Annotated in this window: 19 protein-coding genes and 1 tRNA gene; 9 read left to right on the plus strand and 11 right to left on the minus strand. The window is 59.3% G+C overall.

Going from position 1 to position 23,494, the window contains the following annotated elements; translation table 11 throughout:
• Positions 1-2: 2 nt before the first annotated feature.
• From RAE07_RS09840 to argS, 3 genes are all read right to left on the minus strand, one after another.
• A complete protein-coding gene (locus RAE07_RS09840) occupies positions 3-1,346 on the minus strand; it encodes a homoserine dehydrogenase (RefSeq protein ID WP_023021774.1) in 1,344 nt (447 codons plus the stop codon).
• Between the two features lie 172 nt (positions 1,347-1,518).
• A complete protein-coding gene (gene lysA, locus RAE07_RS09845; RefSeq protein ID WP_023021776.1) occupies positions 1,519-2,856 on the minus strand; it encodes a diaminopimelate decarboxylase in 1,338 nt (445 codons plus the stop codon).
• A complete protein-coding gene (gene argS, locus RAE07_RS09850; RefSeq protein WP_317001774.1) occupies positions 2,857-4,509 on the minus strand; it encodes an arginine--tRNA ligase in 1,653 nt (550 codons plus the stop codon).
• Between the two features lie 210 nt (positions 4,510-4,719).
• Here argS and RAE07_RS09855 point away from each other — a divergent pair, with 210 nt between their 5' ends.
• The 5 genes from RAE07_RS09855 (at position 4,720) to RAE07_RS09875 (ending at position 9,458) form a co-directional block, all read left to right on the plus strand.
• Entirely contained in the window at positions 4,720-5,505 is a 786-nt protein-coding gene (locus RAE07_RS09855) for a (Fe-S)-binding protein (protein WP_049361528.1), read from the plus strand.
• Entirely contained in the window at positions 5,505-7,010 is a 1,506-nt protein-coding gene (locus RAE07_RS09860) for a lactate utilization protein B (RefSeq protein ID WP_049361405.1), read from the plus strand. Before RAE07_RS09855 ends, RAE07_RS09860 begins: the two co-directional genes overlap by 1 nt.
• Positions 7,007-7,627: a LutC/YkgG family protein gene (locus RAE07_RS09865; protein WP_023021780.1), complete on the plus strand. Its 621-nt coding sequence runs from the start codon at positions 7,007-7,009 to the stop codon at positions 7,625-7,627. Before RAE07_RS09860 ends, RAE07_RS09865 begins: the two co-directional genes overlap by 4 nt.
• A gap of 117 nt (positions 7,628-7,744) precedes the next feature.
• On the plus strand, positions 7,745-9,331 hold the full coding sequence (locus RAE07_RS09870) for an alpha/beta fold hydrolase (RefSeq protein WP_023021781.1): 1,587 nt from the start codon (positions 7,745-7,747) through the stop codon (positions 9,329-9,331).
• Between the two features lie 53 nt (positions 9,332-9,384).
• Positions 9,385-9,458: transfer RNA gene (locus tag RAE07_RS09875), tRNA-Arg, on the plus strand.
• Positions 9,459-9,522: 64 nt separating this feature from the next.
• Here the strand turns inward: RAE07_RS09875 and RAE07_RS09880 are convergent.
• Positions 9,523-10,320 carry a MerR family transcriptional regulator gene (locus tag RAE07_RS09880; protein ID WP_316327361.1) on the minus strand — a complete coding sequence of 266 codons (798 nt, stop codon included), beginning with the start codon at positions 10,318-10,320 and terminating at the stop codon, positions 9,523-9,525.
• A 97-nt stretch (positions 10,321-10,417) separates the two neighbouring features.
• On the opposite strand from RAE07_RS09880, the gene RAE07_RS09885 reads away from it, so the two are divergent.
• The 3 genes from RAE07_RS09885 to RAE07_RS09895 are packed head-to-tail and all read left to right on the plus strand — an operon-like array spanning position 10,418 to position 12,995.
• Positions 10,418-10,924 (plus strand): hypothetical protein, encoded by a 507-nt coding sequence (locus RAE07_RS09885; RefSeq protein ID WP_232212588.1) that lies wholly within the window; start codon positions 10,418-10,420, stop codon positions 10,922-10,924.
• A 1-nt stretch (position 10,925) separates the two neighbouring features.
• Positions 10,926-11,825 (plus strand): ABC transporter ATP-binding protein, encoded by a 900-nt coding sequence (locus tag RAE07_RS09890; RefSeq protein ID WP_200287719.1) that lies wholly within the window; start codon positions 10,926-10,928, stop codon positions 11,823-11,825.
• Between the two features lie 3 nt (positions 11,826-11,828).
• Positions 11,829-12,995, plus strand: a complete 1,167-nt coding sequence (locus RAE07_RS09895) for an ABC transporter permease (RefSeq protein ID WP_023021786.1) — start codon at positions 11,829-11,831, stop codon at positions 12,993-12,995.
• A 59-nt stretch (positions 12,996-13,054) separates the two neighbouring features.
• On the opposite strand, the gene RAE07_RS09900 is transcribed toward RAE07_RS09895, so the two are convergent.
• The 7 genes from RAE07_RS09900 to RAE07_RS09930 form a co-directional block, all read right to left on the minus strand.
• Positions 13,055-13,258 (minus strand): hypothetical protein, encoded by a 204-nt coding sequence (locus RAE07_RS09900; protein ID WP_023021787.1) that lies wholly within the window; start codon positions 13,256-13,258, stop codon positions 13,055-13,057.
• A 108-nt stretch (positions 13,259-13,366) separates the two neighbouring features.
• Positions 13,367-13,666 (minus strand): hypothetical protein, encoded by a 300-nt coding sequence (locus tag RAE07_RS09905; RefSeq protein WP_023021788.1) that lies wholly within the window; start codon positions 13,664-13,666, stop codon positions 13,367-13,369.
• A 5-nt stretch (positions 13,667-13,671) separates the two neighbouring features.
• The gene (locus RAE07_RS09910) at positions 13,672-14,178 is read right to left on the minus strand and encodes a MarR family winged helix-turn-helix transcriptional regulator (protein WP_023021789.1); all 507 of its coding nucleotides are present in this window, start codon (positions 14,176-14,178) and stop codon (positions 13,672-13,674) included.
• Between the two features lie 4 nt (positions 14,179-14,182).
• A complete protein-coding gene (locus RAE07_RS09915) occupies positions 14,183-16,768 on the minus strand; it encodes an AAA family ATPase (RefSeq protein WP_200287722.1) in 2,586 nt (861 codons plus the stop codon).
• A complete protein-coding gene (locus RAE07_RS09920; protein WP_317001775.1) occupies positions 16,768-17,886 on the minus strand; it encodes a metallophosphoesterase family protein in 1,119 nt (372 codons plus the stop codon). Before RAE07_RS09920 ends, RAE07_RS09915 begins: the two co-directional genes overlap by 1 nt.
• On the minus strand, positions 17,886-18,707 hold the full coding sequence (locus tag RAE07_RS09925; protein WP_023021792.1) for an SWIM zinc finger family protein: 822 nt from the start codon (positions 18,705-18,707) through the stop codon (positions 17,886-17,888). The genes RAE07_RS09920 and RAE07_RS09925 overlap by 1 nt, the downstream gene beginning before the upstream one ends.
• A 3-nt stretch (positions 18,708-18,710) precedes the next feature.
• Complete coding sequence (locus tag RAE07_RS09930; protein ID WP_502879152.1) at positions 18,711-21,734, minus strand: DEAD/DEAH box helicase; 3,024 nt, start codon at positions 21,732-21,734, stop codon at positions 18,711-18,713.
• A gap of 179 nt (positions 21,735-21,913) precedes the next feature.
• Here RAE07_RS09930 and putP point away from each other — a divergent pair, with 179 nt between their 5' ends.
• The gene (gene putP, locus RAE07_RS09935; protein ID WP_023021794.1) at positions 21,914-23,479 is read left to right on the plus strand and encodes a sodium/proline symporter PutP; all 1,566 of its coding nucleotides are present in this window, start codon (positions 21,914-21,916) and stop codon (positions 23,477-23,479) included.
• Positions 23,480-23,494: the final 15 nt, after the last annotated feature.

Consider the following 23,494-nt stretch of genomic DNA (forward strand, 5'->3'; position numbering starts at 1 on the left):
GGCTAGCTGCCGAGGCGGATTACGGAATGGACGGCCTTGACCTCATCTAGCTCATCCAAGTCAGCCACGATCTTGTCCAGGGTGGCTTCCTTGGCAGCATGGGTGACCACGATGAGGCGAGCAGTATCTTCGCCGTCCTCTTGGCGTACCGTGCGCAGGGATACGCCATTATTTGCAAAGGCCGCAGAGATGGCCGCGAGCACACCGGTGCGGTCTTGGACCTCCATATCGATGTGATAGCGGGTTTCCACCTCACCAAAGTCGGCGATAGGTAGATTGGCGTAGGTATTTTCACCCGGTGCGCGGCCGCCGTGGACGATATTGCGGGCTGCACCGACGACGTCGCCAAGCACGGCAGAAGCAGTAGGATTACCACCTGCGCCATTGCCGTAGAACATCAGGGAACCTGCGGCCTCGGCTTCGACGAAGATGGCATTATAGGACTCGCTGACAGAGGCCAACGGGTGCTCCTTGGGCACCAAAGTGGGGTGTACGCGGGCGTTGACGGCTTCGGATCCGTCCTCCCGCTGAAGGCGTTCGCAGATGGCCAACAGCTTGATGGAATAGCCGGCATCATTGGCCGCCGCGATATCCGCGGCCGTGACCTTGGTAATGCCCTCGCAGTGCACGTCTTCAAACTTCACGCGGGTGTGAAATCCCAAAGATGCCATAATAGCGGCCTTGGAAGCGGCGTCGTGGCCCTCAACATCCGCGGTGGGATCAGCCTCGGCATAGCCCAGGCGGGTGGCCTCGGCCAGTGCCTCATCATAAGAGGCACCCGTGGACTCCATGGCATCCAAGATGAAGTTTGTGGTGCCGTTGACGATGCCGGAGATGCGCTCTACCTGATCACCGGCCAGAGAGCGGCGCAGCATACCTACCACTGGGATGGCGGCGGCCACGGCAGCCTCAAAGTAAAGGTCCACTCCGGCGCGGTCGGCGGCTTCTGCCAGCTCATCCGCATGCGCGGCTACCAACGCCTTATTAGCAGTAACCACGGACTTGCCGGAATTGAGAGCGGCGAGGACCAGCTCGCGCGGAAAATCAATGCCGCCGATAACCTCGACTACAAGGTCGATATCGTCGCGGGCGACAAGTGCCTTGGCATCATCGGTCAATAGCTCCTGGGGTACCCCTGGGCGCAGCTTATTCTTATTCTGGATGGCGATGCCGCGAATCTCGGCTGGGCCGCCAATGCGGTGAGCAAAGGCATCAGCATTCTCTCCCAGCAAGCGGAAGACCTCAGCACCAACGGTGCCAAAGCCCAGCAGCGCGATACCAACGGTCTCACCCTCGCCCTTGCCGGAATGCTTTTGTGCCTGAAGCTCGCTAGTCGATGCAGCCATAGTCCGTCTCCATATTGAAGTTGGGGTTAACGTGTCGTTCCCGCTCAGTGCGGATACAGGACACTATACAGAACAAGCTGTCTACTTTCGCCCTAAATAGACCCATAGATAGAAAAAGCCCCGCCACAAGGCCTGAATTAAAATAGGTTTTGTGGCGGGGCTCGCGTGCCAGCTAGTCCACTTCGAGGGAGAGAAGATCCTCGATGGTCTCGCGCCGCAGCATTGGCTTGGTATGTCCCACGCGCGTGGCGACGACCGCTGGGCGCACCGCACCGTTATAGCGTGAGGACATCATGTACTGGTAGCCGCCGGTAGCCGCAAAGGCGATCAAGTCTCCCGGCTGGATATCATTGGGTAGCTCGCCATCCTCAAGTAGGATATCTCCGGATTCGCAGTGGAAACCCACCACGCGCGAGGGCACCTCTTCCCCATCGCTAAAGCGGTTGACCACGCGTACGTCATACGCCGAGCCGTAAAGGGCCGGACGTATATTGTCCGACATTCCGCCATCGACAGAGATATAGCGGCGCAGGGGCAGATCGGACTTGCCGGTTTCTACATCCTTGACGGTACCCACTCGGTAGACGGTCACCGCAGAGCCGGCGACCAAGGAACGGCCAGGCTCGACTAGGAGGAAGGGCGCCTCGATGCCCAACTCCTCTGCGGTGTGCTTGACCGCACCGAGCATATCGCTGGCCACGCGCTCGATATCCAGTGCCTCCTCATAGGGCATATAGGGAATGCCGAAGCCACCGCCCAAATCGAGCTCTGCCAGAGTCACGTTCAGTTCGGTGTAGATCTGACGGTACAGGCCCATGACGCGCTCGGCAGCAAGCTTAAAGCCCTCCGCATTAAAGACCTGGGAGCCCACATGGCAGTGCAGGCCGCTCAAGTGCAGGTTCTCTGCCTCCAAACATCGCTTGGCCGCGGCGAAGGCGGCACCGGTGGCTAGCGAAATGCCGAACTTTTGATCCTCATGCGCTGTCGCGATGAATTCATGCGTATGCGCATCCACGCCCGGCTTGACGCGGATCATGACCGGCTGCACCTTGCCCGCTTCCCCAGCGATGCGATTGAGTTCTTCGAGTTCGTGCTCATTATCGATGACGACGTGACCCACGCCGGCATCTACACACAGCCGCAGGTACTCTTCGTCCTTATTATTGCCATGCGTGGTAATGCGCTCGGCCGGGAATTCTGCCGCCAGTGCAATCTTGAGCTCGTTGAGGGAGGCCGCATCCAAGCACAGGCCTTCCTCATTGACCCAATTGACAATCTTCTTGGAAATGAATGCCTTGGAGGCATAGTGCACATGCTCCGGGCCGCCAAAGGCACGCGCCATGTCCTGGCAGCGGGACCGGAAGTCATCTTCATCGAAAACGTAGAGCGGGGTGTGGAATTCCTCCGCCAAGTCCGGCAACGGAACGCCGGCGATGGTAACTACGCCGTCTTCCTCGCGCTGCGCATTGCGCGGCCAGACATGGGCGGGCAACTCATTAAAATCCGCCATTTACATCTTCTCCGGGGTGCTTACGCCCACCATGGTCAAGGCATTAGCCAGGACCACGCGGGCTGCCTGCGCCAATGCCAGGCGGGCGCCATGGATAGGAGCCTTTTCCTCGCCGGCCTTGGGCAGGACCTGGCAAGAGTCATAGAAACGGTGGAATACCGCAGCGAGGTCCTCGGCGTAGCGGGCAATGCGGTGCGGTTCGCGCAACTGCGCTGCCTCTTCCACTACGGCCGGGAATTCACCCAGCGTACGGATGAGATCTCCCTCGCGTTCATGGGTGAGCAGGGAAAGGTCCGCACCTTCGGCATCAACGCCCAGCTCGGCTGCCTTGCGGCCGATAGAGCACAGGCGGGCGTGGCCGTACTGCACGTAATAGACCGGGTTATCGGAGGACTGGGATTCCCACAGACCGAGGTCGATATCGATGCTCTGGTCCACAGAGGAACGCACCAGGGAGTAACGGGAGGCGTCCACGCCGATGGCGGCCACGAGGTCCTCCATGGTGATAACTGTGCCCGCACGCTTGGACATGCGCACCGGCTTGCCATCGCGCAAAAGGTTGACTAGCTGGCCAATTAGTACCTCGACAGCATCGGCATCGTAGCCCAAGGCGGCAGCTGCCGCCTTCAAGCGCGGCACATAGCCGTGGTGGTCCGCACCCAGCATGTAGATATTCAGATCATGGCCGCGGTCGAACTTATCAGCCACGTATGCGATATCGCCTGCGATATAGGCCGCATTGCCATCGGACTTAACCACCACGCGGTCCTTCGAATCGCCGTAGTCGGTGGATTTGAGCCACCACGCATTCTCGGCCTCATACATATTGCCTTCAGCCTTGAGCTTGTCCAGCGCAGCGTCGACCGCACCGGACTCAAAGAGGGAGTTCTCGTGGAAGTAGACATCAAAGTCCACGCCAAACTCATGCAGAGATTGCTTAATCTGCGCAAACATCATCTCTACACCGTCTGCACGGAAGGCTTCCTGCACTTCTTCATCGCTGCCCTCCAGGGCGGATGGATTCTTCTCCACCACGGCCGCAGCGATGTCTTGGATATAGGCTCCGCCATAGCCATCCTCCGGAGTTGGCTCGCCCTTCGCGGCCGCCACGAGGGAGCGGGAGAAACGGTCAATCTGGCCGCCATGGTCATTGAAGTAATACTCGCGGGTAACCTCCGCGCCGGATGCCTCCAGCACGCGACCCAAGGAATCTCCCACTGCGGCCCAACGAGTACCACCAAGGTGGATCGGACCGGTGGGGTTAGCGGAGACGAATTCTAGATTCACCTTCTTGCCTGCAAAGGAATCATTAGAGCCATACTCCTTGCCGGCGCAGAGAATCTGCGCGACGATCTCCCCCTGGGCATCGGCAGCAAGGCGAATATTAAGGAAACCAGGCCCGGCAATGTCGGCCTCCGCAATGGCGTCATTTTCCGCCAGGGACTCTGCCAACCAGCCTCCTAGCTCGCGCGGGTTAGTTCCGGCCTTTTTGGCCACCTGCAGTGCCACGTTGGTGGCATAATCGCCGTGTTCAGGATTGCGAGGGCGTTCGACGGTTACCGTTTCGGGCAAGACGGAGGAGTCAAGGTCATGGCTTTCCATGACCTTGGTGGCAGTTTCTTTAATCAGTGTGGCCAAATCAGCTGGTGTCATGTCGCACGATTCTAGTGGACTGAAAAGTCAAGTGTGAAAAGGGCCGTGCCCTAAAAGTCCCCTTTACTGCACAAACGGCTGATAGAGACTTTCTGCAACACTAATATTGCAAAATAATCGCTGGTCAACGAGGAGATGCATTACGCACGTACTGCTTAAAGGGAGTAAGGTTGTGGCTACCCCATGTCAAAAATCAACGAGGAGCACCGTATGCGCATTGCGCTATTTTCCACTTGCATTGGTGACGCCCTTTTCCCGGACGTACAAAAGGCAACGGCACTGGTTCTCTCCCGCTTGGGCCACGAAGTGGTCTTCCCGGAAGAACAGACCTGCTGCGGCCAGATGCACATCAATACCGGCTACCAGAAGGAAACCCTCGGCATGATCCGCTCTTATGCGGATGCCTTCGCAGATCCCTCTATTGACTACGTAGTTGCGGCCTCCGGTTCCTGCGTGGGCGCCGTTCGTGAACAGCACGAGCGCATCGCCGACCGTTTCGGCAACTCCGCCGACGTCGACGGCGCCCGCAAGACCACCCAAAAGACCCTGGATTTACCCGAATTCTTGGTCGACGTTGCCGGCGTGACCAATGTGGGCGCATTCTTCCCGCACCGCGTGACCTACCACCCCTCCTGCCACGGCTTGCGCTTCCTGAAACTGGGCGACCGCCCGCTGCAGCTGCTCCAAGAAGTAGAGGGCATCGACCTGGTCACCCTTCCTAATAAGGAAGAATGCTGTGGCTTCGGCGGTACCTTCGCAATCAAGAATGCGGAAGTATCCCGCGCGATGGTCACGGATAAGACCCGCCACGTTAAGGAAACCGAAGCAGAATTCGTCACCGGCGGTGACTCCTCCTGCCTGATGAACATCGGTGGTGCCCTGAGCCGCCAGCGTTCCGGTGTCCGCGCCGTTCACATGGCTGAGATCTTGGCTTCCACCAAGGAGCACCCATGGACTCCTACCTCCGCCGCCTACTCCAAGGAGACGATGCTCTAATGACCTCTTTCCTCGATACCACCCCACCGCGTGCGCCGGAAGGCTACGGTAACCTGCGCGGCAGCAAGGCCTTTGTTCCCCTCGCACACGTTGGCCTAAACAACGCCACCCAGCGCCACAACCTGCAGCATGCCACTACCTCCATTCGTGAGAAGCGCTCTGGCGCTGTAGAAGAGCTGGATGATTGGCAGGAGCTGCGCGCCGCTGGTTCCGCAATTAAGGAAGATGTCGCCGCCCGCATGCCAGAACTGCTCGAGCAGTTCGAAGAGGCAGTTAAGGCGCGCGGTGGCACTGTCCACTGGGCACGCGATGCCAAGGAAGCTAACCAGATCATCGAGGGTCTGATTCGCGCCACCGGCGAGACCGATGTGGTCAAGGTTAAGTCCATGGCCACCCAGGAAATCGGCATGAACGAGCACCTGGAGGCAGCGGGCATCAACGCTCGCGAGACTGACCTGGCAGAGCTCATCGTGCAGCTGGGTGAGGATAAGCCATCCCACATTCTGGTTCCGGCTATCCACCGCAACCGCGCGGAGATTCGCGATATCTTCGTCAACAAGATGCCGAACACCGATGACTCCCTGCAGGCAGAGCCGGCCGAGCTGGCAGAGGCATCCCGCCAGTTCCTGCGCGAGCAGTTCATGAAGGCCAAGGTTGCCATCTCTGGCGCCAACTTCGGCGTAGCAGAAACCGGCACCATCAACATCGTGGAGTCCGAGGGCAATGGCCGCATGTGCCTGACCCTGCCGGAGACCCTCATTACCGTCATGGGCATTGAAAAGCTGGTTCCTACCTTCCAGGACCTGGAAGTCTTCCTACAGCTGCTGCCGCGTTCTTCCACCGCGGAGCGTATGAACCCATACACCTCCATGTGGTCCGGCGTTACTGAGGGCGATGGCCCGCAGAACTTCCACTTGGTGCTGCTGGATAACGGCCGTACCGCGGCCCTGTCCTCCCCGATTGGCCACCAGGCCCTCAAGTGTATCCGTTGCTCGGCCTGCCTGAATGTTTGCCCAGTCTACGAACGCGCCGGCGGCCACGCCTACGGCTCGGTCTACCCTGGCCCAATTGGCATTTCCCTGACGCCACAGCTCACCGGCATGAAGGACCACAACGATCCTTCCGCCAGCCTGCCTTATGCTTGCTCGCTGTGTGGCCGCTGCGACGAGGTTTGCCCGGTTAAGATTCCGCTTTCTGACGTCATTTTGGAAAACCGTCACCAGAAGGTCACCCACGCCACCCCACCAATCGAGCCGAAGCTCTTCAAGACCATCCAGCTGCTGTGGAGCAACCCGAAGCTGTGGAACAAGGCAACCCACATGGTCGCCTTGGGCCGCATTTTGGGTGGCACCAACAAGACCATCGAATCCCTGCCACTGTTTATGTCCGGTTGGTCCGAAGGCCGCGATACCGCGGTTCCGCCGAAGAAGTCCTTCCGCCAGTGGTTTGAATCCGAAGAAGGCAAGGAACTTCTTGCCGAGGCCCGTGAGGAGTCCAAAAAGTGAACGCAAAGCAGGAAATCCTAAGCCGCATCCGCTCCGCCCAAAAGCAGGCTGGTCTTCCCGACCACGTTGATGCCCCGCGCGACTACCAGCGCGAAGGCACCCTGAACGCGGACGAACTGCGCGATATGCTCATTGACCGACTCGAGGACTACAAGGCCGAGGTACACGTCACCGAGGAAGGCGAGCTCAAGCAGGCCATCGCCAAGATCCTCAAGGACCGCAAGTGCAACGACATCCGCTATGCCGAGGGCATGGATGCCAGCCTATTCGAAGGCTTCGACGCGAAGCCGGACGATAAGAGTGTCGATCCGCGCACCCTCAATGAGACCGACGCAGTGGTCACTTATTCCCACGTCACCTCCGCCCAGACCGGCACCATCGTGCTCGAGTCTGATGAACGTTGCGGTCGTCGCGCGCTCACCCTGGTTCCGGATCGCCACCTGTGCATCGTCCACCAAGATGAGATCGTCTACGGCATCCCCGAGGTCATTTCCCGCATGGATCCAGAGAAGCCTGCAACCTGGATTTCCGGCCCTTCCGCCACCTCTGATATCGAGCTCACTCGTGTCGAGGGCGTACACGGCCCGCGCGATCTCATCGTCCTCATCGTCAAGTAGGTGCATAGCCCTCGCCCCGGCCGGTGAGGGCACCCACCTACTGTGAATATGATGCCAAAAGCATCAAAAAAGCATAGGCTAGGTCTACCAATAATTCTTATTCTGGAGACCTAACCTATGCTTTCTTTTTCTTCGAAGCTGGCGGCCACGCTTGGTGCTGCCGCACTGACCATGGGCATCACTGCACCGATTGCCACGGCCGCGCCTGCACCTGCACCACAGGCAGCCAAGCCCACCATTTCCTGGGAAGACTGCCCTGAACAGGTAGACATCGACAACGCCGAATGCGGACGCATCGAGGTTCCTACGTACTACGACAACCCAGAGGCCGGCACCATTAGCGTCGGCTTCGTGCGCGTTCCCGCCGCCAACCCAGGCGCCCGCCGTGGCGCGTTGTTTACCAACCCTGGTGGCCCAAGTGGCGATGCCTATGGATGGGCCGGCAATACCGCCGTTCCATGGCCACAGGCCGTACGCGATGAGTGGGACACCATTGGTGTGCAACCGCGTGGCCTGCCTGGCTCCACTCCAGTCAAGTGCGATGCTTCGGCTGCTAGTGACCCACTCCGAGATAGCCTGCAGATAGGAAAACTCACTCGCGATGCTTGCGAGAAGAACACCCCGGGCTATACCAATTCTTTAACCACCGCCAATACCTTGGAAGATTGGGAGATGGTTCGCCGCGCCTTGGGCGAGGACAAGATTGACATCGCTGGTACTTCTTATGGCACCTACCTCGGTTCCGCTTATGCCACCAAATATCCGGAGCACACCGGCAAGGTCTTGTTGGATTCCGGAATGAGCCCCAAGCTGGCGTGGAATGGCATCTTTGCTTCGCAACAACGCGGCTATGAAAAGGCACTGCACGATCTCTTCGGGTTCATTGCCAAAAATGATGCCAAGTACCACCTCGGCACCACCCCGCTGCAGGTCTATGAAAAGTGGTCTCAAAAGGTAGCTCGTGAGGCAGGTGTACGCCCTACCGTATTGCCACCGAACGCCAAGATTGGTGACCTACCTCCAGGACTCGAGTTTGCCGGTCAGCCTGGTGCGAACATCATGACTGCCACCGGCCCATTGCGCGTGCAGGCGGAGTTCCTCAGCCAGAAGATTCACAACCCCAACGCCGTGCAGGCAGCCTCCCCGTTACTGAACATGACGCGCCTCCTTGTTGTACCGACCCCTTCACGATGGGATGCCTTTGCCAAGCACCTCAACGGTAGCGAACCTATCGATGCGGAGCAGGCCGATCCGGACGCCGTGCAGAAACAACAGGAGTCCTTCGCGCAAGCAATAAATATGCAAAACCTCATCGTTTGCAATGAAAACACCGTGCCCGGAAATCCGCTGCTGTACCCGAGCTACCTGTGGTCCAACTTCGTCAGCTTTGATCCCTTCACCCAAGTCAACTCTCTCTACGGCTCCGGCGCAGGCTGTGGTGGACGTGCGCCGGTCACGGGCCAGGCGCCTCTCGACGGCTCCAAGCTCGCCACCAAGCCCCTCCAGATTCAAGCAACCGGCGACCCACAAACGCCGTACCAATACCACACGAGCCTCTCCAAGCCGATGCAGTCCCGTGTGGTCACCGTCCATGGCCCCGGCCATGCGCACTTTGCCTCTGGGAATAAGGTTGTCGATGACATCGGCGTGCACTACTTGCGCACCGGTGAAGTCACTACCACCGACGCCCCCGGGTTGATTTAGTCCCCCACTACCCCATGCGCTAAAATCACATCGTTGGGAATTTTCCCAGCGATGTCTCCGTAGCTCAGCGGATTAGAGCATCGGTTTCCGGTACCGAAGGTCGCAGGTTCGATCCCTGTCGGGGACACGGTTACCGCTGGCCACCAGTACTTTCCGGTGGCCAGCGGTTTATTTATCTTCCGGCCCGCTAGCTATTTCCACTCCGGATTGGCGGTATCCACCCCTTGTGCCTTAGCCACATGCTCAATCGCGTCCGCCAACCACTGGGCCAGCCCTTCCTGCTGCGCCTCATAGTGCGCACGGAAGCGCTCATCGGCAACGTAGCCGCGGGAGATTAAGAAGTGCTTTGCCGGCGTTACAGGAAAGAAGGCGCTGAGTGCTGCGCGGTGCTTTTCGACGAGCCCCTGGGCCTCCTCCGAGTCCGGTGCCACTCCACTGGCTACAGCCTGGGCCAGCTCCTTTTCCACCTCAGCAACTGCCGCCTGAGCTTCGCTCCAGTTCTGCTTCGACCAGTCGGCAGTGCGTTGCTGATACATTGCCCAGTCCTCGCTCGATCCATAGGCCTCTTCCGCCTCTTGCTGATATGCGGCGAAATTTCCATCACCTACAATTTGTCCAATTTCTTCCACAGTGAGCTTTCGTTTATTCATTGCATCCTCCATCAAGGTGTCAATCGCTGCCAGCATTTCAGTGAGGTTGTCGCGCTGGGCAAGCAAGCTTTCCCTCTGCCTCTGCAAATGTTCTATATCGGAGGCAGCGCCATCTAGCAGCTGTTTAATATCGGTCAATTTCATACCAGTAGCGCGGTAGATCAGAATCTTCTGCACCCGGGCACAGTCCTCCTCGGTATATAGCCGGTAGTTGGACCAGCTGCGCCACGTGGGTGACAGCAAACCTTGCGCCTCCCAGTGATGCAGCGTGCGCACCGTAATACGGAAGAGCGCAGCTACCTCGCCAACGGTATAAAGAACTTCATCGATGTCGTCCATGATTTTATTGTCGCGCCTTACGCTACGTCAGGGTCAACCCAGAGAAAATCTGCAGAATCTCTTGCCAGAGTGTTGGGTTTATGCAACACTTGGGTGCATGACAGCAAACGACAACCCTGTTTCTACAAAGGTCCGTGCCGAGCGGTTCCGCCGACCAGGCCCCACCCGTGGATTAATCGCGTCTATGTATCTGTGCGTAGCCATTTCCGCGATTTCCCTCATCTGCGCACTAGCGTTTTCCTCCTACTGGTCTCTCTTGGCCATGTCTGTAGCAATGGTCCTCTCGTGCGTCCCGTGGACCATTCTGCGCATAACCATCGATTCCAAGGACAGCAAGCCGCTGTCTTTTCTCGATGAATATGAAGCCCAGGTCCTGGATGAGTGGCGCCGCAGGGCCTTCAAGCTGTCTACTTTCCTGCTATTTGTCGGCGGTTTCGCCACGCTCCTCGTGGGAAATTGGTTCCTCGGAGGAGGGATTACCGGCACTATTGGTACCAAATACTTACTTGGGGCCGGCTATTTTCTGCTTTTTAGCTTCTTCATCTCTACCACCCTGCCCGCCGTCGGCTACGCACTAACCTTCAACCAGAACACGGAGCACTAATATGCCCACCTTGACCATTGACCACCTCAATAAATCCTTCGGGGAGACGCAAGCCCTGCGGGATATGACCTTTAGCGTTGGCGAGGGCGAAATCTTCGGGTTTGTCGGCTCCAACGGCGCCGGAAAGTCCACCACCATGCGTATCGCGCTTGGCGTGCTGTCTAAAGACTCCGGCGAAGTCTACTTTGATAACGCCCCAATTAATGACGATAATCGCCGCCGCATTGGCTATATGCCAGAAGAGCGCGGACTCTACGGCAAAGAGCCCCTGCTGAGCCAGCTGGTCTTCCTCGGCACGCTGCATGGCATGGATAAGTCGGCTGCTAAGCGGGCCGGCACTGAACTCCTAGAACAGCTGGGGCTCGGTGAGCGCATGGACGATAAGCTCGATGATCTCTCCCTAGGCAACCAGCAGCGAGTGCAGCTGGCCGCCTCCCTCATCCACGATCCGGACATGCTGATTTTGGATGAGCCTTTCTCTGGACTCGACCCGGTAGCGGTCAACGTGATGTCTGACATGCTGCGTGAACGCGCCGCCCGCGGCGTACCGGTTATATTTTCTTCGCACCAGTTGGACTTGGTGCAGCGCTTATGTGACCGCGTGGGCATTGTGACGAAGGGGCACATGGTGGCCGAAGGGGGCGTCGATAAGCTGCGCAGCCAGGGCCCGCCGCGCTTTGAGGTCGCTACCCCAGCACGCGGCTGGTACCCGGAGGGCACGGAGCTGGTGGCCGAAACTCCCGACGCCGTGGTAGTCCAAGCAGATCCCAGCGTTGATGACCAGACGATCCTGCAGGCTGCCCTAGCCGCTGGCCCAGTCCACTCCTTCGGCCGCAAGATCCCAGACCTGACCGAGCTTTTCCAGGACGTCGTCACCAGCAACCAGAATGAGGAGGCCTAAGCCATGCAGTATTCCGCAATGAAGACCATCGGAGTTGTAGCCAAGCGCGAAATGGCAGTCGCACTGAAGTCGAAGATGGTAGTGGGCACAATGCTGCTGCTCATTCTCGGCGCCATTATCGCCCCGATTGCTATCAGCTTCTTCAGCGGCGATGATGAACCTGATTCCGTAGCCGTCGTGGGGATGGAAGCAACTGCCTTCAAAGATTCCGGCATCGATGCCACCGCGGCGAAAGACCGCGCGGAAGCCCAGCAATTGGTAGAAAATGACGAGGCCGATGCCGCGCTCGTTCCGGCAGAAAACGACGGCTGGGATCTTTTGAGCAAGGGTGATACGCCTGCCACGGTAACGACCACCGTCAACCAAATCGTTTCTTCTCAAGCACAAGCAACGGCGCTGGATAAGCTCAATATTGACCCGCAAGAGCTAGAAAAGGCTACCCCTTCTACCGCTGTAAATCAGGTGAACCTAGAAGAAGAGGATGGCACTGAACAAAAGATGGCCGGCGTGGCCACGGTCCTCATTGGCGCAATGGCGGTGGTCTTTTCCATCATGACTTTCGCTGGCCTGATTGGCGGCCGCGTCACGGAGGAAAAGTCCTCCCGCGTGGTGGAAATTATCTTGTCCTCCGTGCGCCCAGTAGACTTCCTGGCCGGCAAGATTTTGGGCAATACCATCATCGGTTTCTTGGCTACCCTCCTCATTCTGGGCGGTGGCGCAATCTCGCTTACTGCATCCGGCCTGGCTAGTGATTTCGAGCTAGATTATGGCTTGGTAGCCGTCCTCCTTGTGGGCGAGATTCTAGGCCTGCTTTTCTTTGGCAGCCTTTACGCTGCAGCCGGCTCCATGGTGCAGCGCACCGAGGATCTCCAGTCCACGCAGGCACCTATTTTATTCCTTGTCTTTGCCACCATGTATGTACCAATGTTCGGCTGGATGCATCTGGATGCCACGTGGATGCAGGTCATGACCTGGTTGCCGCCGGTTTCCATGCTGGTCGCTCCGATGCAGGTGGCCGGAGGAAACCTCAGCTGGCTAGGCTTGCTGGCTAGCTACGTGCTCATGGCTGTGGTGACCGCACTGATTATCGTGCTAGTCGGTCGCATCTACCGCCGCGCCATTTTGAATAATGGACGCAAGATGACCTGGCGCCAGGCGGTGGGCAAATAAAAATAATCCGGCTCCCCTGCCGTGTGCAAGGGGGAGCCGGATTCTTCTATGAGCCGAAGCTACTGAGTAATGAACTCGTTGGTGATCGGCTGGGTGATGTCCAAGGTGCCGTGCTCGATGTAGTACATACCGAAGAACATGGCTGCCAGCATCACTACGGCTAGCAGCATGGAAGGAATCCACTGAAGGAATACGGGAACCCAGCCCTTGCCCTTATCGCGAGCTGCTGCTTCGCGCTGTTCCTGAGCCTCACGCTCGTTCATAATGATAAAACCTTTCGATCCACCGAGGATTAACTACGGATATCTTAACAGTTAAGTGCTTATAAGGCCGCATTCCTCGCACTTTTGATTGACGCCGAAATTTCGCCCTTAGATTCCGGGGTCCTCGTTATTGAGCAGTGCCTCTACGAAAGACTCGCGGTCCGCGAGCATGCGCTCGATGTCCTCTTCCGCGCCGACAATCCATAGCTCGGTGTCTTGGTCATAGGTCAACACGGAGTCTGGGTAGGCCTCTAGGGCCTCTTCCATAGCGGAGACTTGTTCCTCGCTGGCGGCATCATCCAGGTGCGCTTCGGGGTCACCGATGCGTGGACTAAGCTCCTCCAACGCGGTGATTCCGTAGGTCTTATATTGTTTCTTTGGGTGCTCAAAGAGCTCTTGTCCCATCATGGAGCTTAATCCCTTCCGTGTAGTAGCGAATCTGGCACGTATCCCTCATAGCCTGGGAGGTTTTTGGCCTGCAAAACGCCGTTAAAAAAGCGCCGCAGCGCAGGCACGTCCTCGGGCTGCAGGTGGTCAAAAACCATGCGGCGGACTGATTCCACATGTTCGGGGGCGGCGCGCCGCAAGTGTTCTATGCCCACGTGAGTAACGCACACATTGATCCCACGGGCATCTACCGCGTCTGGTTCTTTATAAAGCAGGCCGCGCTTTTCCATGCGGGTTACTTGGTGGGAGGCGCGGGAGCGATCCCACTCTAGCTGCGTGCACAACTCGTGCAGGCGCAGGTGCTGCTCCGGTGCCTCAGACAAGGCAACGAGGACAGCAAACTCGGAGGCAGATACCTCGCCGCCGGCCTTGAGCGTTTCATCCATTCCCCTATTAATCTTGCGCACAGCGCCAAGGAGCAGGCGCCATAGTTCCTGCTCCTCGTCGTCTAACCAGCGAGTTTGAGAAGGCATGGCACTAGATTACCCCTTTGAGGGAAGCAATGGCGCGCTCGCTGCGCCCCGGCACGCGAGAATAGCGCTCCGGCATGCAGGTAAAGACCAATACCTGGTTATCCCGTCCCACGTGGGAAAAGAGCGTAGCCATGAGTTGCAGGCGGTGCGCGTCGGTAGAACCCAGCGCATCGTCCACGATGACCGGCACCGACTCCGCCCCTACCAATTGCGCAATGGCAAAGCGGGTGAGGATGGCCAACTGCTCGCGAGCACCGCCGGACAAGCTGGCCAGGTTCACCGTCTCTTTATCCTGGGTACGGGCGGTCACGCGGAGATCTTCATCGAGTTCGAAGGTGATATCGCCACCATAAACGGTGCGAGCCAGCTGTGAGAGTGCGTCCACGAAGGGCGCGGCGTAACGCTGGCGGGCGGCATCGCGGTGCTTGAGTAAAAGTTCGCGCAGATAGCGAGCTGCTTGCGCGCGCTTGTCTACGCTCTCGTACACCGCGCGAGCCATCTCTACCGCTGCGGTGGCCTGCTGGGCGCGCTCGGCGGCACCAGAGTGGAAGTTGATTTCGCTCGACAGCCTGCCAAGGTCCACCTCACAACGCTGGATGCGTCCAGTGAGGTATTCCAGGTGGGACTTCGCGCCTTCTACCAGCGAATTGGCGGTATCAAGATCAACCGCTTCCATCTGCTCCAGCTGCCCGCGCAGCTCCGCCACGACGGTCTCCAAACGGGTGACCTCGGCATGGAGCGCCTCGTCGGCGGCATGCTCTCGCGCGGAGGAGAGCTCCCTGGTCACGCGCTGTGCATTCTCGCGGGCGGCGGTCAGCTCGGCGTTTAAGCGCACTACCTCGTGGGCAAGACGGCTTTCGCGATACGGCACAAGCTTGCGGTCGAGCGCATTGACTTTTTCGCTGGCTGCTTCTTCCGCGGCTTCGGCGGCAGCGAGATCGACCTCACCCGCATCTTCAAGGTCCGCCACCTTCTCGGACAAAGCGGAATGCTGGGCGCGGAGGTCACCTAAATCATCCGGCCCCAGTTCCACGGCAAGAGCCCGGGTGGCGGCATCCAGAGTGTCGTTGAGCGCGCGGTGCTCCTCATGGGTCTTTTCGGCCGCTTCGACAGAATCCACGCCAAGGGTATCGAGCAGGTCCTGCAGTCGTATGCGAGCCTGTTCCACATCGCGCAGGGTGTCTTCGGCTGAGTAGGCCCCAGCGGAGAAGCGAGCGGTAATTTTTCCGATGGTGATAACTCGGGCGTCGACAAGCTCGATGGCGGTGTCCTCGCCTATCTCGACGTCCTCCCCATCAACACGGATCCTAGAACCATCCGGACCCGAAAAGTGCACCTTGGCGGCCGCAGCCTCGTGCAGGCGCGTGGCCACAGACAGCGCCGAGTCCGCCTTATGCAGGCTGCTGATATCGGCCGCGGTGATCTCGCGTCCACGCTGGGCAATGGCCGCGCGGGCTTGGTCTACCTCGGCGGCGAGGGCGTCGAGTGATTCCAACCGGGCGCTTAACTGTTCAAATCTCTGCCTATCTTGCAGGCGGCGAGCCTGTTTGAGAGTGCTGCGGGCCGCGGCATAGTCTTCTTTTGCCTCTGCCAGGCGCTTGTCCAGTGACTCTTTTTCCGCAGCTTCTTCTTGAGCTTTTTCTTGCGCGCCGGTGAGCTTCTTCTCGGCGTCCTTGGCAGCCGTGGCAGATTCATCGGCTGTGGCGACGAGCCCGGCGCGCTCGGTAACCGCTGCTTGGGCGCGGGCAAGATCCTCGATGGCGCGCTCGAGCGTAGCTTTGTGGGAATCCAGTGTGGCCTGCGCGGTTGCGGCTTCCTCCGCCTGGTTCTGCTTTTCAGTGAGATCGGCTCGGGCGGCGGGAAGCTCGGCTTCGGCGGCGGATTGGTCGCGCTGGAGTTGCTCGTAACGCTCAACCACGGAGTCCAGCTCCCGCAGCACGCGGGTGGCCTCTGCGTATTCTTCTTCGGCGCGCGCTAGAGCTGCAGCGGACTCCTTGTACTCGCCGGCCGGATTACCCTTCGCCGCGGTGAAGTAGCGCTGATATTCCTTGTCCACGCGGGCAAGGAGCGCGGAATCATCGCCGGAGACCTCTTCCTCGGCCAGGCCAGATTCGCGCTCCAAGGCGCGGGTGAGGCTAGGAATGCCGACGGCCGAGATGGCCTCGCCGGTGTCGTCTTGGCGCATAAAGAGGGCGTCGACAAGCGAGCGGTCCAAGTGCTCCGAGAGAATACGCTCCAACTCATCATCGGCCTGACTGCCGGTAAATTGCGCCGGCCGCGGCGAAGAAATGTGTAGCTCGCAGGATTTCTTGGAAAGCCAGCGCTTGGCAATGCTAAAGCGGTAGTCGCCTACGCTAAGTTCAGCCGTGATTTCCGGGGCCACGTCTTTGCCCACCGGTTGCAAGGCACGAATGCGTTTGGACCGGCCGCTGTGCTTTTCGGTAAGCACCACGTCGAGCGCCTCCACGATGGTGGACTTACCGGCCTCGTTCTCACCATGGATGACCACGACGCCGGTTTCTGGCAACTCATCCAGGACCAGGTGCTCAATGCCGCGGACGTTATTAAGTTCTAGGCGGTGAATGCGCATTAGGACTGTCCCTCCAGGCGGAATAGCAAGTTGGCAGCGTCGCGGGCGACGGGATCCTCGCGGTTATCCAGAAGCTCCTGCAGGGCCTCGGCCGCGTAGCCGGAAATATCAAGGCTAGCTAGTTCTTCATCGCTGGGCTCAAGGTAGAGATCCATGGTGCGCTCGCGCGGGCGCAGGGAGGCAAATACGGCCTCGTACTCATCTAGTCCGCGCTGCAGGCGGGCGTGGGCCTCGATGCCGAGCGTGCCGCGCAGGCTATATTTCACGGCCGTGCGCACCTTGTCCGGGTACTCGCCCAAGCGTGCCAAGAACAGGTCCACGTCTTCGGCGGAATCCACGGCGGCATCGACGGCCTCAAAAGTCCAGCGGCCGATGCGCCGCTTCTCGACGTCCACCTCATCCCCCACGCGCACCACCAGCGCATTGCCAGAATCCGACTCGCCGCCGCCGGTGCTCGTTTCCTTAAAATCCGTGGTTTCTGGACTGCCGGAGAACCACACTCGGCCGGTGGTGCCGAGGCTTTCGGTGGAGTGGGTATCGCCGAGCGCCAGGTAATCAATCACCCCGCGATCCAGGCAGTCTTCAACGAAGGCTAGATCGATGGTATCGGCGTCATCCTCGCCAGAGCGGGAATCCACCTGCCCGTGACCAACGGCGATGCGAATGCCCTCGGCCGGCTCCAGCGGCTCGAGAGCGTGGCGGACTAAGTCGTGGTTCGCGCGCTTGGACAGATAAGGCGCGCCAACCAGCTCCACGCCGGGGGCCACCTCAATCGGCTGGGAGTCCGCAATAACGTGAACATTATCGGCGCTGGTCTTATAAAAGACCGAGTCCGCCACCAGCGGGTCATGATTGCCGGGCAGGACGTAGACCGGTACAGGTAGGCGCTTAAACATTTCCGTGGCGCGGGCGAGGAGTTCGCGGGAGAGGGAATTGTGCTCAAAGACATCGCCGGCTACGACGATGAAATCCGCCCCGGTGTCCTCGGCCAGCTCGCCCAGCCGCATGATCGCGGCCTCGCGGTCATCATTAAATCGGCCCTGGGCCTCGCCCTTCAAGAACCAGCGGGTCATGCCCAGCTGAAAATCGGAGGTATGGATAAACGTGGTAGCAGTCATTAGTGCGTGAGGTGGTAGTAGAGGTCTTCAATATCGGATACCGCGCGCAAGAGATCCAGGTTGGTATGAGAAACCGAACGCATGGCCTTGCGCAAGAGGTCCGGATCGGAGTCATCGATGGCCGGGGCGACCTTGGGCTGCGGCAGCTTCGGCAGCTCGCGGCCGTTCCAGAAGATCTCATTCTTTTCTTCCTCGGACAGCCCGCTTGGGGTAAAGCTTTCGCGGCTGACTGTCTTAGCCTGTTCGAGGACCATGCGCTCCAGGCGGGCAAAGTCCAAGCCACGCATATTAAAAATGACAGCCGGGTCCGCATCCGCCCGGGTGGCGAGCTTATCGCCCACCGCCACGATGTGCTTGCACACGTACTCGCCGTCCGGGCAGTCACAGGTCAGGCGCAGGTCTTCGGCCTCGGGGGCGAAAAGGGTGTCTAGGGCGGCGTCGGCAAGCAGGCCTTTGCGTGCATTGGCAATGGAGTTGGGGGTGCGGGCGAATTCGGTGGCCAGCTGGGCAATATCGTCATTATTGCGGTAGGGCAACTGGATGAGCACCGCGAAGGGCTCATTCTGGGAGCCGGCCACGCGGCCGTGGATGGCGCCGTTGCGCACCTCCAGTCCCACGACGTGGCCGCCCTCGGCATACTGGCGGCCGCGGGTAATCCGGCCGCGATCCGCACCGTGGGAGGTAAAGGCCGCGATACGCGAGGCCGTCGTGGACAGGATGCGCCCGCTGCGGTCGACGTGATTGACCTCAGCCGGGGTGCTTACCCGCTTGCGGGTACCAAAATTGGCATAGATAACGTTGTCATCGCCTTTAACAGCCATGGATTACTCCCTCCCCCGGTAGCTCATGAGTGCGGCCAGCTGATCTGGGTCCAGCTCGGTGAGCCAACCCTCGCCCTCGCCCACGACGGCGCCGGCCAGCTGCGTCTTACCATCCAAAATGTCCTGGATAGATTCCTCCAGCGTACCCGCGGTGATCATCTTATATACCTGCACATTGCGGCGCTGGCCAATGCGGAAGGCGCGGTCCGTCGCCTGGTTTTCCACCGCCGGGTTCCACCAGCGGTCCATGTGGACGACGATGGAAGCAGCCGTCAGGTTCAGGCCGGTACCGCCGGCCTTGAGCGAAAGGATCATCGCCGGCGGACCATCCTCGGACTGGAAGTCTTCCACCATCTGGTCGCGCTTATTTTTGCTCACCCCGCCGTGGAGGAAGGGGATCTCCCGGCCGAGCTGATCGCTAAGGTATGGCTGCAGGATATCGCCAAAGGCCTTGTATTGGGTAAAGACCAAGAGGCGCTCGCCGGATTCAGTGGCCTCGTCCACGATGCGCATGAGTTCTTTAACCTTGCCGGAGCGATGCTTGCCCTTGAGCGTCACCGGCGAGCTATCGCCCAGGTAATGCGCGGGGTGATTACAAATCTGCTTGATACGGGTGAGCGAGGACAACACCAGCCCACGCTTATTCATTCCCGTAGCTTCCTGCAGGTCTTTTTTCACCTGGTTGACCAGTGCTTTATACAGGGCGGCCTGCTCGGTGGTCATGGACACGGTAAGGATTTGCTCGGACTTTTCAGGCAGATCGTCGATAATATTCGGATCCGTCTTCACACGGCGAAGGATAAACGGCGCGGTGAGCTGGCGCAGGCGTTCAGACATCTCTTCGTCATCATTGCGCTCGATGGCCTTAGCAAAGTGATTGCGGAAGAACGAGGCGGAGCCCAATACTCCGGGATTACAAAAGTCCAGGATGGAGCGCATCTCCGAGAGGCGATTTTCCACCGGGGTACCGGTCAGCGCCACGCGGTGCTCCGAGGGCAGCGAGCGCACGGCCTTGGATGATCGCGTCGCGGAGTTCTTGATGGCCTGGGCCTCATCTAGAACAACGCGCTGCCAGCCTACCTCGCCCATGTCCTTAAAATCGCGGCCCACGGTGCCATATGTGGTGATAACCAGGTCGCACTCAGTAGCGGCTTGAGCGAAGTCTTCGCCCCGCGGGCGGCTTGGACCATGTTGCACCATAACCTTGAAATCCGGGACGAAGCGCTGCGCCTCGCGCGCCCAGTTTCCTACCACGGAGGTTGGCGCCACGACGAGCGTGGGGCCAGTCTGCTCACCGCGCTCCTTTTCCACCGCGAGAAGGGACAGTAGTTGGAGGGTTTTGCCGAGCCCCATGTCGTCGGCAAGCACGGCGCCTATGCCATTGCGAGACATCCAATACAGCCAGTCGACGCCGCGACGCTGGTACTCGCGCAGCTCCGCATGGACAGTTTTGGGAATGTCCACGCGCTCTGGGGCGACCTTGTCCACCCCGCCGAGCAGGGCCGTATGCCAGGTACTGCCAGTGAACTCGATAGGTTCTTGGGTCATGGACTCGAGCGCCAGCTCGCGCAGCTCAGCCACGGTAACCTGCTCGTGTTCTTCGCCACCCTCGTTGAACTCTTGGCGGCGCTGCTCCACGTCCGCCATTAAGGCTTCCCAACCGGGTTCGCCGAGCTGCTTGGCTATCTCCGCGGTAGCGGCCAGCTGCTCAAGTTCCTTCTTCTTGCGCGCCAGGGACTTCTCCCGCAGCGCATCCATGTATCCGGAGACCTGGGAGACAACCTGCTTATCGGCCATGACCCACTTGCCGCGTAACTGGATAAGTCCGGACTTGGAATTGACCAAGTCCTCCATTTCTTCCTCGGTCAACTCCACATCGCCCACGGACATGCGCCAGTTATAGTCCACCAGCTTATTCATGCCAATGTGCTTTTTAGTGGCGGCCTCGGCCGGATCGCGGGCCTCGTGGGTTTCCAGCTTGGCCTTCGTTTCCATCTGCGCCCAGGCCTTGGGCAGCATGACAGTCACGCCACTGGCCTTGAGCTTGTCCACCTCGTGCGTAACAAAATGGGTAAGTTGGTGGGTTTCTAGGTAGACATCCCAGTCGCCGTCGCCGGGCTGCGGCAGCTGTGCGGTCTCCCCCAGCGTGGGCGCGATGCGCACAGCCTTGCGGTGGGCTTCCCGCAGCTTTTCGACGCTCGCCCTATCCAGACTCTGCGCTGACACCGGCCGCGGAGCATCCGTGCCCGAGCGCACCCGCACGCGCACCGGCCACTTGGCCGCATCCGGGTCATCTTCTGCCGGTTCTTCCACGATGTAGACCAATTGGAGTTCCACCTCGTAGATGGAATTCTTCCACTCATTGAGCCCGCGCAAAAGCTGCGCGCGCCCACGCCGGATCGGCCGCGTATCGAGCAGGGCGCGGGCGAACTCGTGCCACGGCATCGGCCGCGGTGCTTCCGCCACGGGCCGCAGCTCTCGAAACGCGATCCAGTGCGTGAGCTCATCGGCCATGTCATCCGACAGTGCCCGATTATTAACATGCAAGATGCCGGGCGCGGCTGCCATCATCTCTGCAAGCCACCCGCGCTCCCCCAAGCCGGAGGCCAGCTGCCACATGGGGAACCACTCATTGGCCTGGTAGGCCAGCCGGAACGTCACGCGCCCGGCGCGCACGAATTTGCATAGGCCACTGTAGGCATGGAGCAGCCACTGGAGGTCAGGGGCGATGGTGGCAGGCGGCTTGTGATTCAGGTGTTCCATCTGAGTAAGCGCCGCGACGGCCTCTTCTGGGCCGAACATTGCCATCGGCACCATCAAGGACACGTCCTTGCCCTTGGGCGTGCGCAGCGAGACCCGCGCCCGGTTGCGGAAAGATTTCTTCCCCAGGATGGACTCTACCGCCGGCGGGAAGGTGCCTTCAGGAACGGCATTGGGCATGACAATCTTGTGCCCTTCTACCTGTTCAATCCACAGACCAAGCCCCGTAACGGGGAGCCACAGTCCATGCACGAGGTAAGAAGCCATAACCGCCAGCATAGCAGCCCTTCCAAGTTTGTTACACGCTCGTTATATTTCCCTCTTTCCCCAGTTGAACGATAGAAAATCCAAACGGAGACATGCGTCACACCTGTATTTTCGCTTGGGTTAACCTTGTGACCCCGTTAACGTGAATATGTCCTACATATCACTACAAGGAGTAAAACGTGCAAGATTCAACTTGGTACGTCATTGCGATGATCGTGTATCTCCTCGCAATGGCAGCCATTGGCTACTGGAGCTACAAACAAACCGACCAATATGACGATTATGTTTTGGGCGGCCGTGGCCTGCACCCATTCGTAGCGGCTCTTTCCGCTGGCGCATCCGATATGTCCGGCTGGCTACTCATGGGCCTGCCCGGAGCTCTATTCCTTTCCGGCATGTCCGAGCTGTGGATGGCCATCGGCCTGCTCGTCGGCTGCTGGGCTAACTGGAAGTGGGTCGCACCGCGCCTGCGTTCTTACTCGGAAATCGCGGCCAACTCCATTACCGTGCCGTCCTTCTTTGAAAACCGCCTGCACGATAAGTCCCGCCTGCTGCGCATCATCTCCGCAGCCATCATTATTTTCTTCTTTACCTTCTACGTCTCCTCCGGCATGGTTTCCGGTGGCCGCTACTTCGAGTCCACCTTCGGTGGCGACTACCTCACCGGCATGCTCGTCATCGCTGCGGTGACCATCTTCTACACTTTCGTCGGCGGCTTTTTGGCGGTGTCTTACACGGACGTCGTCCAGGGCGTTCTTATGTTCGTCGCCCTGATGATCGTGCCGATCATGGCCATTGTCTCTCTCAGCGATCCATCCTCGATCTTCTCGTTTGCCGCCAATAATCCCTATGGCACCGATGGCGTAGTAGAAAATGACAGCTACTTCTCCATGTTCGCAGGCGTATCCGCCGGCGTTATCATCGGCAACCTGGCCTGGGGCTTGGGCTACTTTGGCCAGCCGCACATCGTTGTCCGTTTCATGGCGCTGCGTAAGCCTTCCGACGCCAGCCAAGGCCGCTTCTACGGCGTGACTTGGATGGGCCTGTCCGTCATCGGCGCAATCTTCGTCGCGCTCTCTGGCACCGTTTACTTCACCCAAACCGGCCACAGCATCACCGACCAGGACAATTTCGAAACCATCTTCCTGGACATGGCACAGGCCATGATGCACCCGTTGCCCGCAGGCTTCGTCCTGACCGCGGTTCTAGCCGCCATCATGTCCACCATGTCTTCCCAGATGCTCGTCGTCTCTACTTCCCTCATCGAGGACCTCTTCCTCATCTTTGCCAAGAAGAAGCCAGGCGAACAGGTCCTCATCAACCTCTCCCGCACCGCAATCGTTGCCATCGCGGTCATTGCCGCCCTCTTGGCGATCAACCCGTCTGACTCCATCCTTGGCCTTGTGGGCTTTGCGTGGGCAGGCTTCGGTTCCGCTTTCGGCCCAATCATCTTGCTGTCCCTGTACTGGAAGCGTTTCAACGCCACCGGCGCGATTGCCGGCATGCTCACCGGCGCCATCGTAGCCATCGGCTGGGGCATGTCTCCGCTTTCCGATACCCTCTACGAGATGGTTCCTGGCTTCTTCCTGGCCCTCATTGTGGCGGTCATCGTCACCAAGCTCACCAAGGAGCCAGCACCGGAAGTTGTTAGCGAGTTTGAAGAGGCCACCAAGCTGGCCAAGCTCGTGGAAAATGACTCCAGCCTCGACTTCGAGGAGGCCGCGGAAAAGGTCACCGATAAATAATCGGAACCATCACGG

Origin of the sequence: Corynebacterium nasorum (genome assembly GCF_032821635.1) — a bacterium.
Taxonomy (GTDB): Bacteria; Actinomycetota; Actinomycetes; order Mycobacteriales; family Mycobacteriaceae; genus Corynebacterium; species Corynebacterium kefirresidentii.

What these genes read in the sequence shown, in the direction of transcription:
- RAE07_RS09840 (WP_023021774.1), bottom strand. Translation starts at nt 1,346, where the DNA reads ATGGCTGCATCGACTAGCGAGCTTCAGGCACAAAAGCATTCCGGCAAG.
- lysA (WP_023021776.1), bottom strand. Translation starts at nt 2,856, where the DNA reads ATGGCGGATTTTAATGAGTTGCCCGCCCATGTCTGGCCGCGCAATGCG.
- argS (WP_317001774.1), bottom strand. Translation starts at nt 4,509, where the DNA reads ATGACACCAGCTGATTTGGCCACACTGATTAAAGAAACTGCCACCAAG.
- RAE07_RS09855 (WP_049361528.1), top strand. Translation starts at nt 4,720, where the DNA reads ATGCGCATTGCGCTATTTTCCACTTGCATTGGTGACGCCCTTTTCCCG.
- RAE07_RS09860 (WP_049361405.1), top strand. Translation starts at nt 5,505, where the DNA reads ATGACCTCTTTCCTCGATACCACCCCACCGCGTGCGCCGGAAGGCTAC.
- RAE07_RS09870 (WP_023021781.1), top strand. Translation starts at nt 7,745, where the DNA reads ATGCTTTCTTTTTCTTCGAAGCTGGCGGCCACGCTTGGTGCTGCCGCA.
- RAE07_RS09880 (WP_316327361.1), bottom strand. Translation starts at nt 10,320, where the DNA reads ATGGACGACATCGATGAAGTTCTTTATACCGTTGGCGAGGTAGCTGCG.
- RAE07_RS09885 (WP_232212588.1), top strand. Translation starts at nt 10,418, where the DNA reads ATGACAGCAAACGACAACCCTGTTTCTACAAAGGTCCGTGCCGAGCGG.
- RAE07_RS09890 (WP_200287719.1), top strand. Translation starts at nt 10,926, where the DNA reads ATGCCCACCTTGACCATTGACCACCTCAATAAATCCTTCGGGGAGACG.
- RAE07_RS09895 (WP_023021786.1), top strand. Translation starts at nt 11,829, where the DNA reads ATGCAGTATTCCGCAATGAAGACCATCGGAGTTGTAGCCAAGCGCGAA.
- RAE07_RS09900 (WP_023021787.1), bottom strand. Translation starts at nt 13,258, where the DNA reads ATGAACGAGCGTGAGGCTCAGGAACAGCGCGAAGCAGCAGCTCGCGAT.
- RAE07_RS09905 (WP_023021788.1), bottom strand. Translation starts at nt 13,666, where the DNA reads ATGATGGGACAAGAGCTCTTTGAGCACCCAAAGAAACAATATAAGACC.
- RAE07_RS09910 (WP_023021789.1), bottom strand. Translation starts at nt 14,178, where the DNA reads ATGCCTTCTCAAACTCGCTGGTTAGACGACGAGGAGCAGGAACTATGG.
- RAE07_RS09915 (WP_200287722.1), bottom strand. Translation starts at nt 16,768, where the DNA reads ATGCGCATTCACCGCCTAGAACTTAATAACGTCCGCGGCATTGAGCAC.
- RAE07_RS09920 (WP_317001775.1), bottom strand. Translation starts at nt 17,886, where the DNA reads ATGACTGCTACCACGTTTATCCATACCTCCGATTTTCAGCTGGGCATG.
- RAE07_RS09925 (WP_023021792.1), bottom strand. Translation starts at nt 18,707, where the DNA reads ATGGCTGTTAAAGGCGATGACAACGTTATCTATGCCAATTTTGGTACC.
- RAE07_RS09930 (WP_502879152.1), bottom strand. Translation starts at nt 21,734, where the DNA reads ATGGCTTCTTACCTCGTGCATGGACTGTGGCTCCCCGTTACGGGGCTT.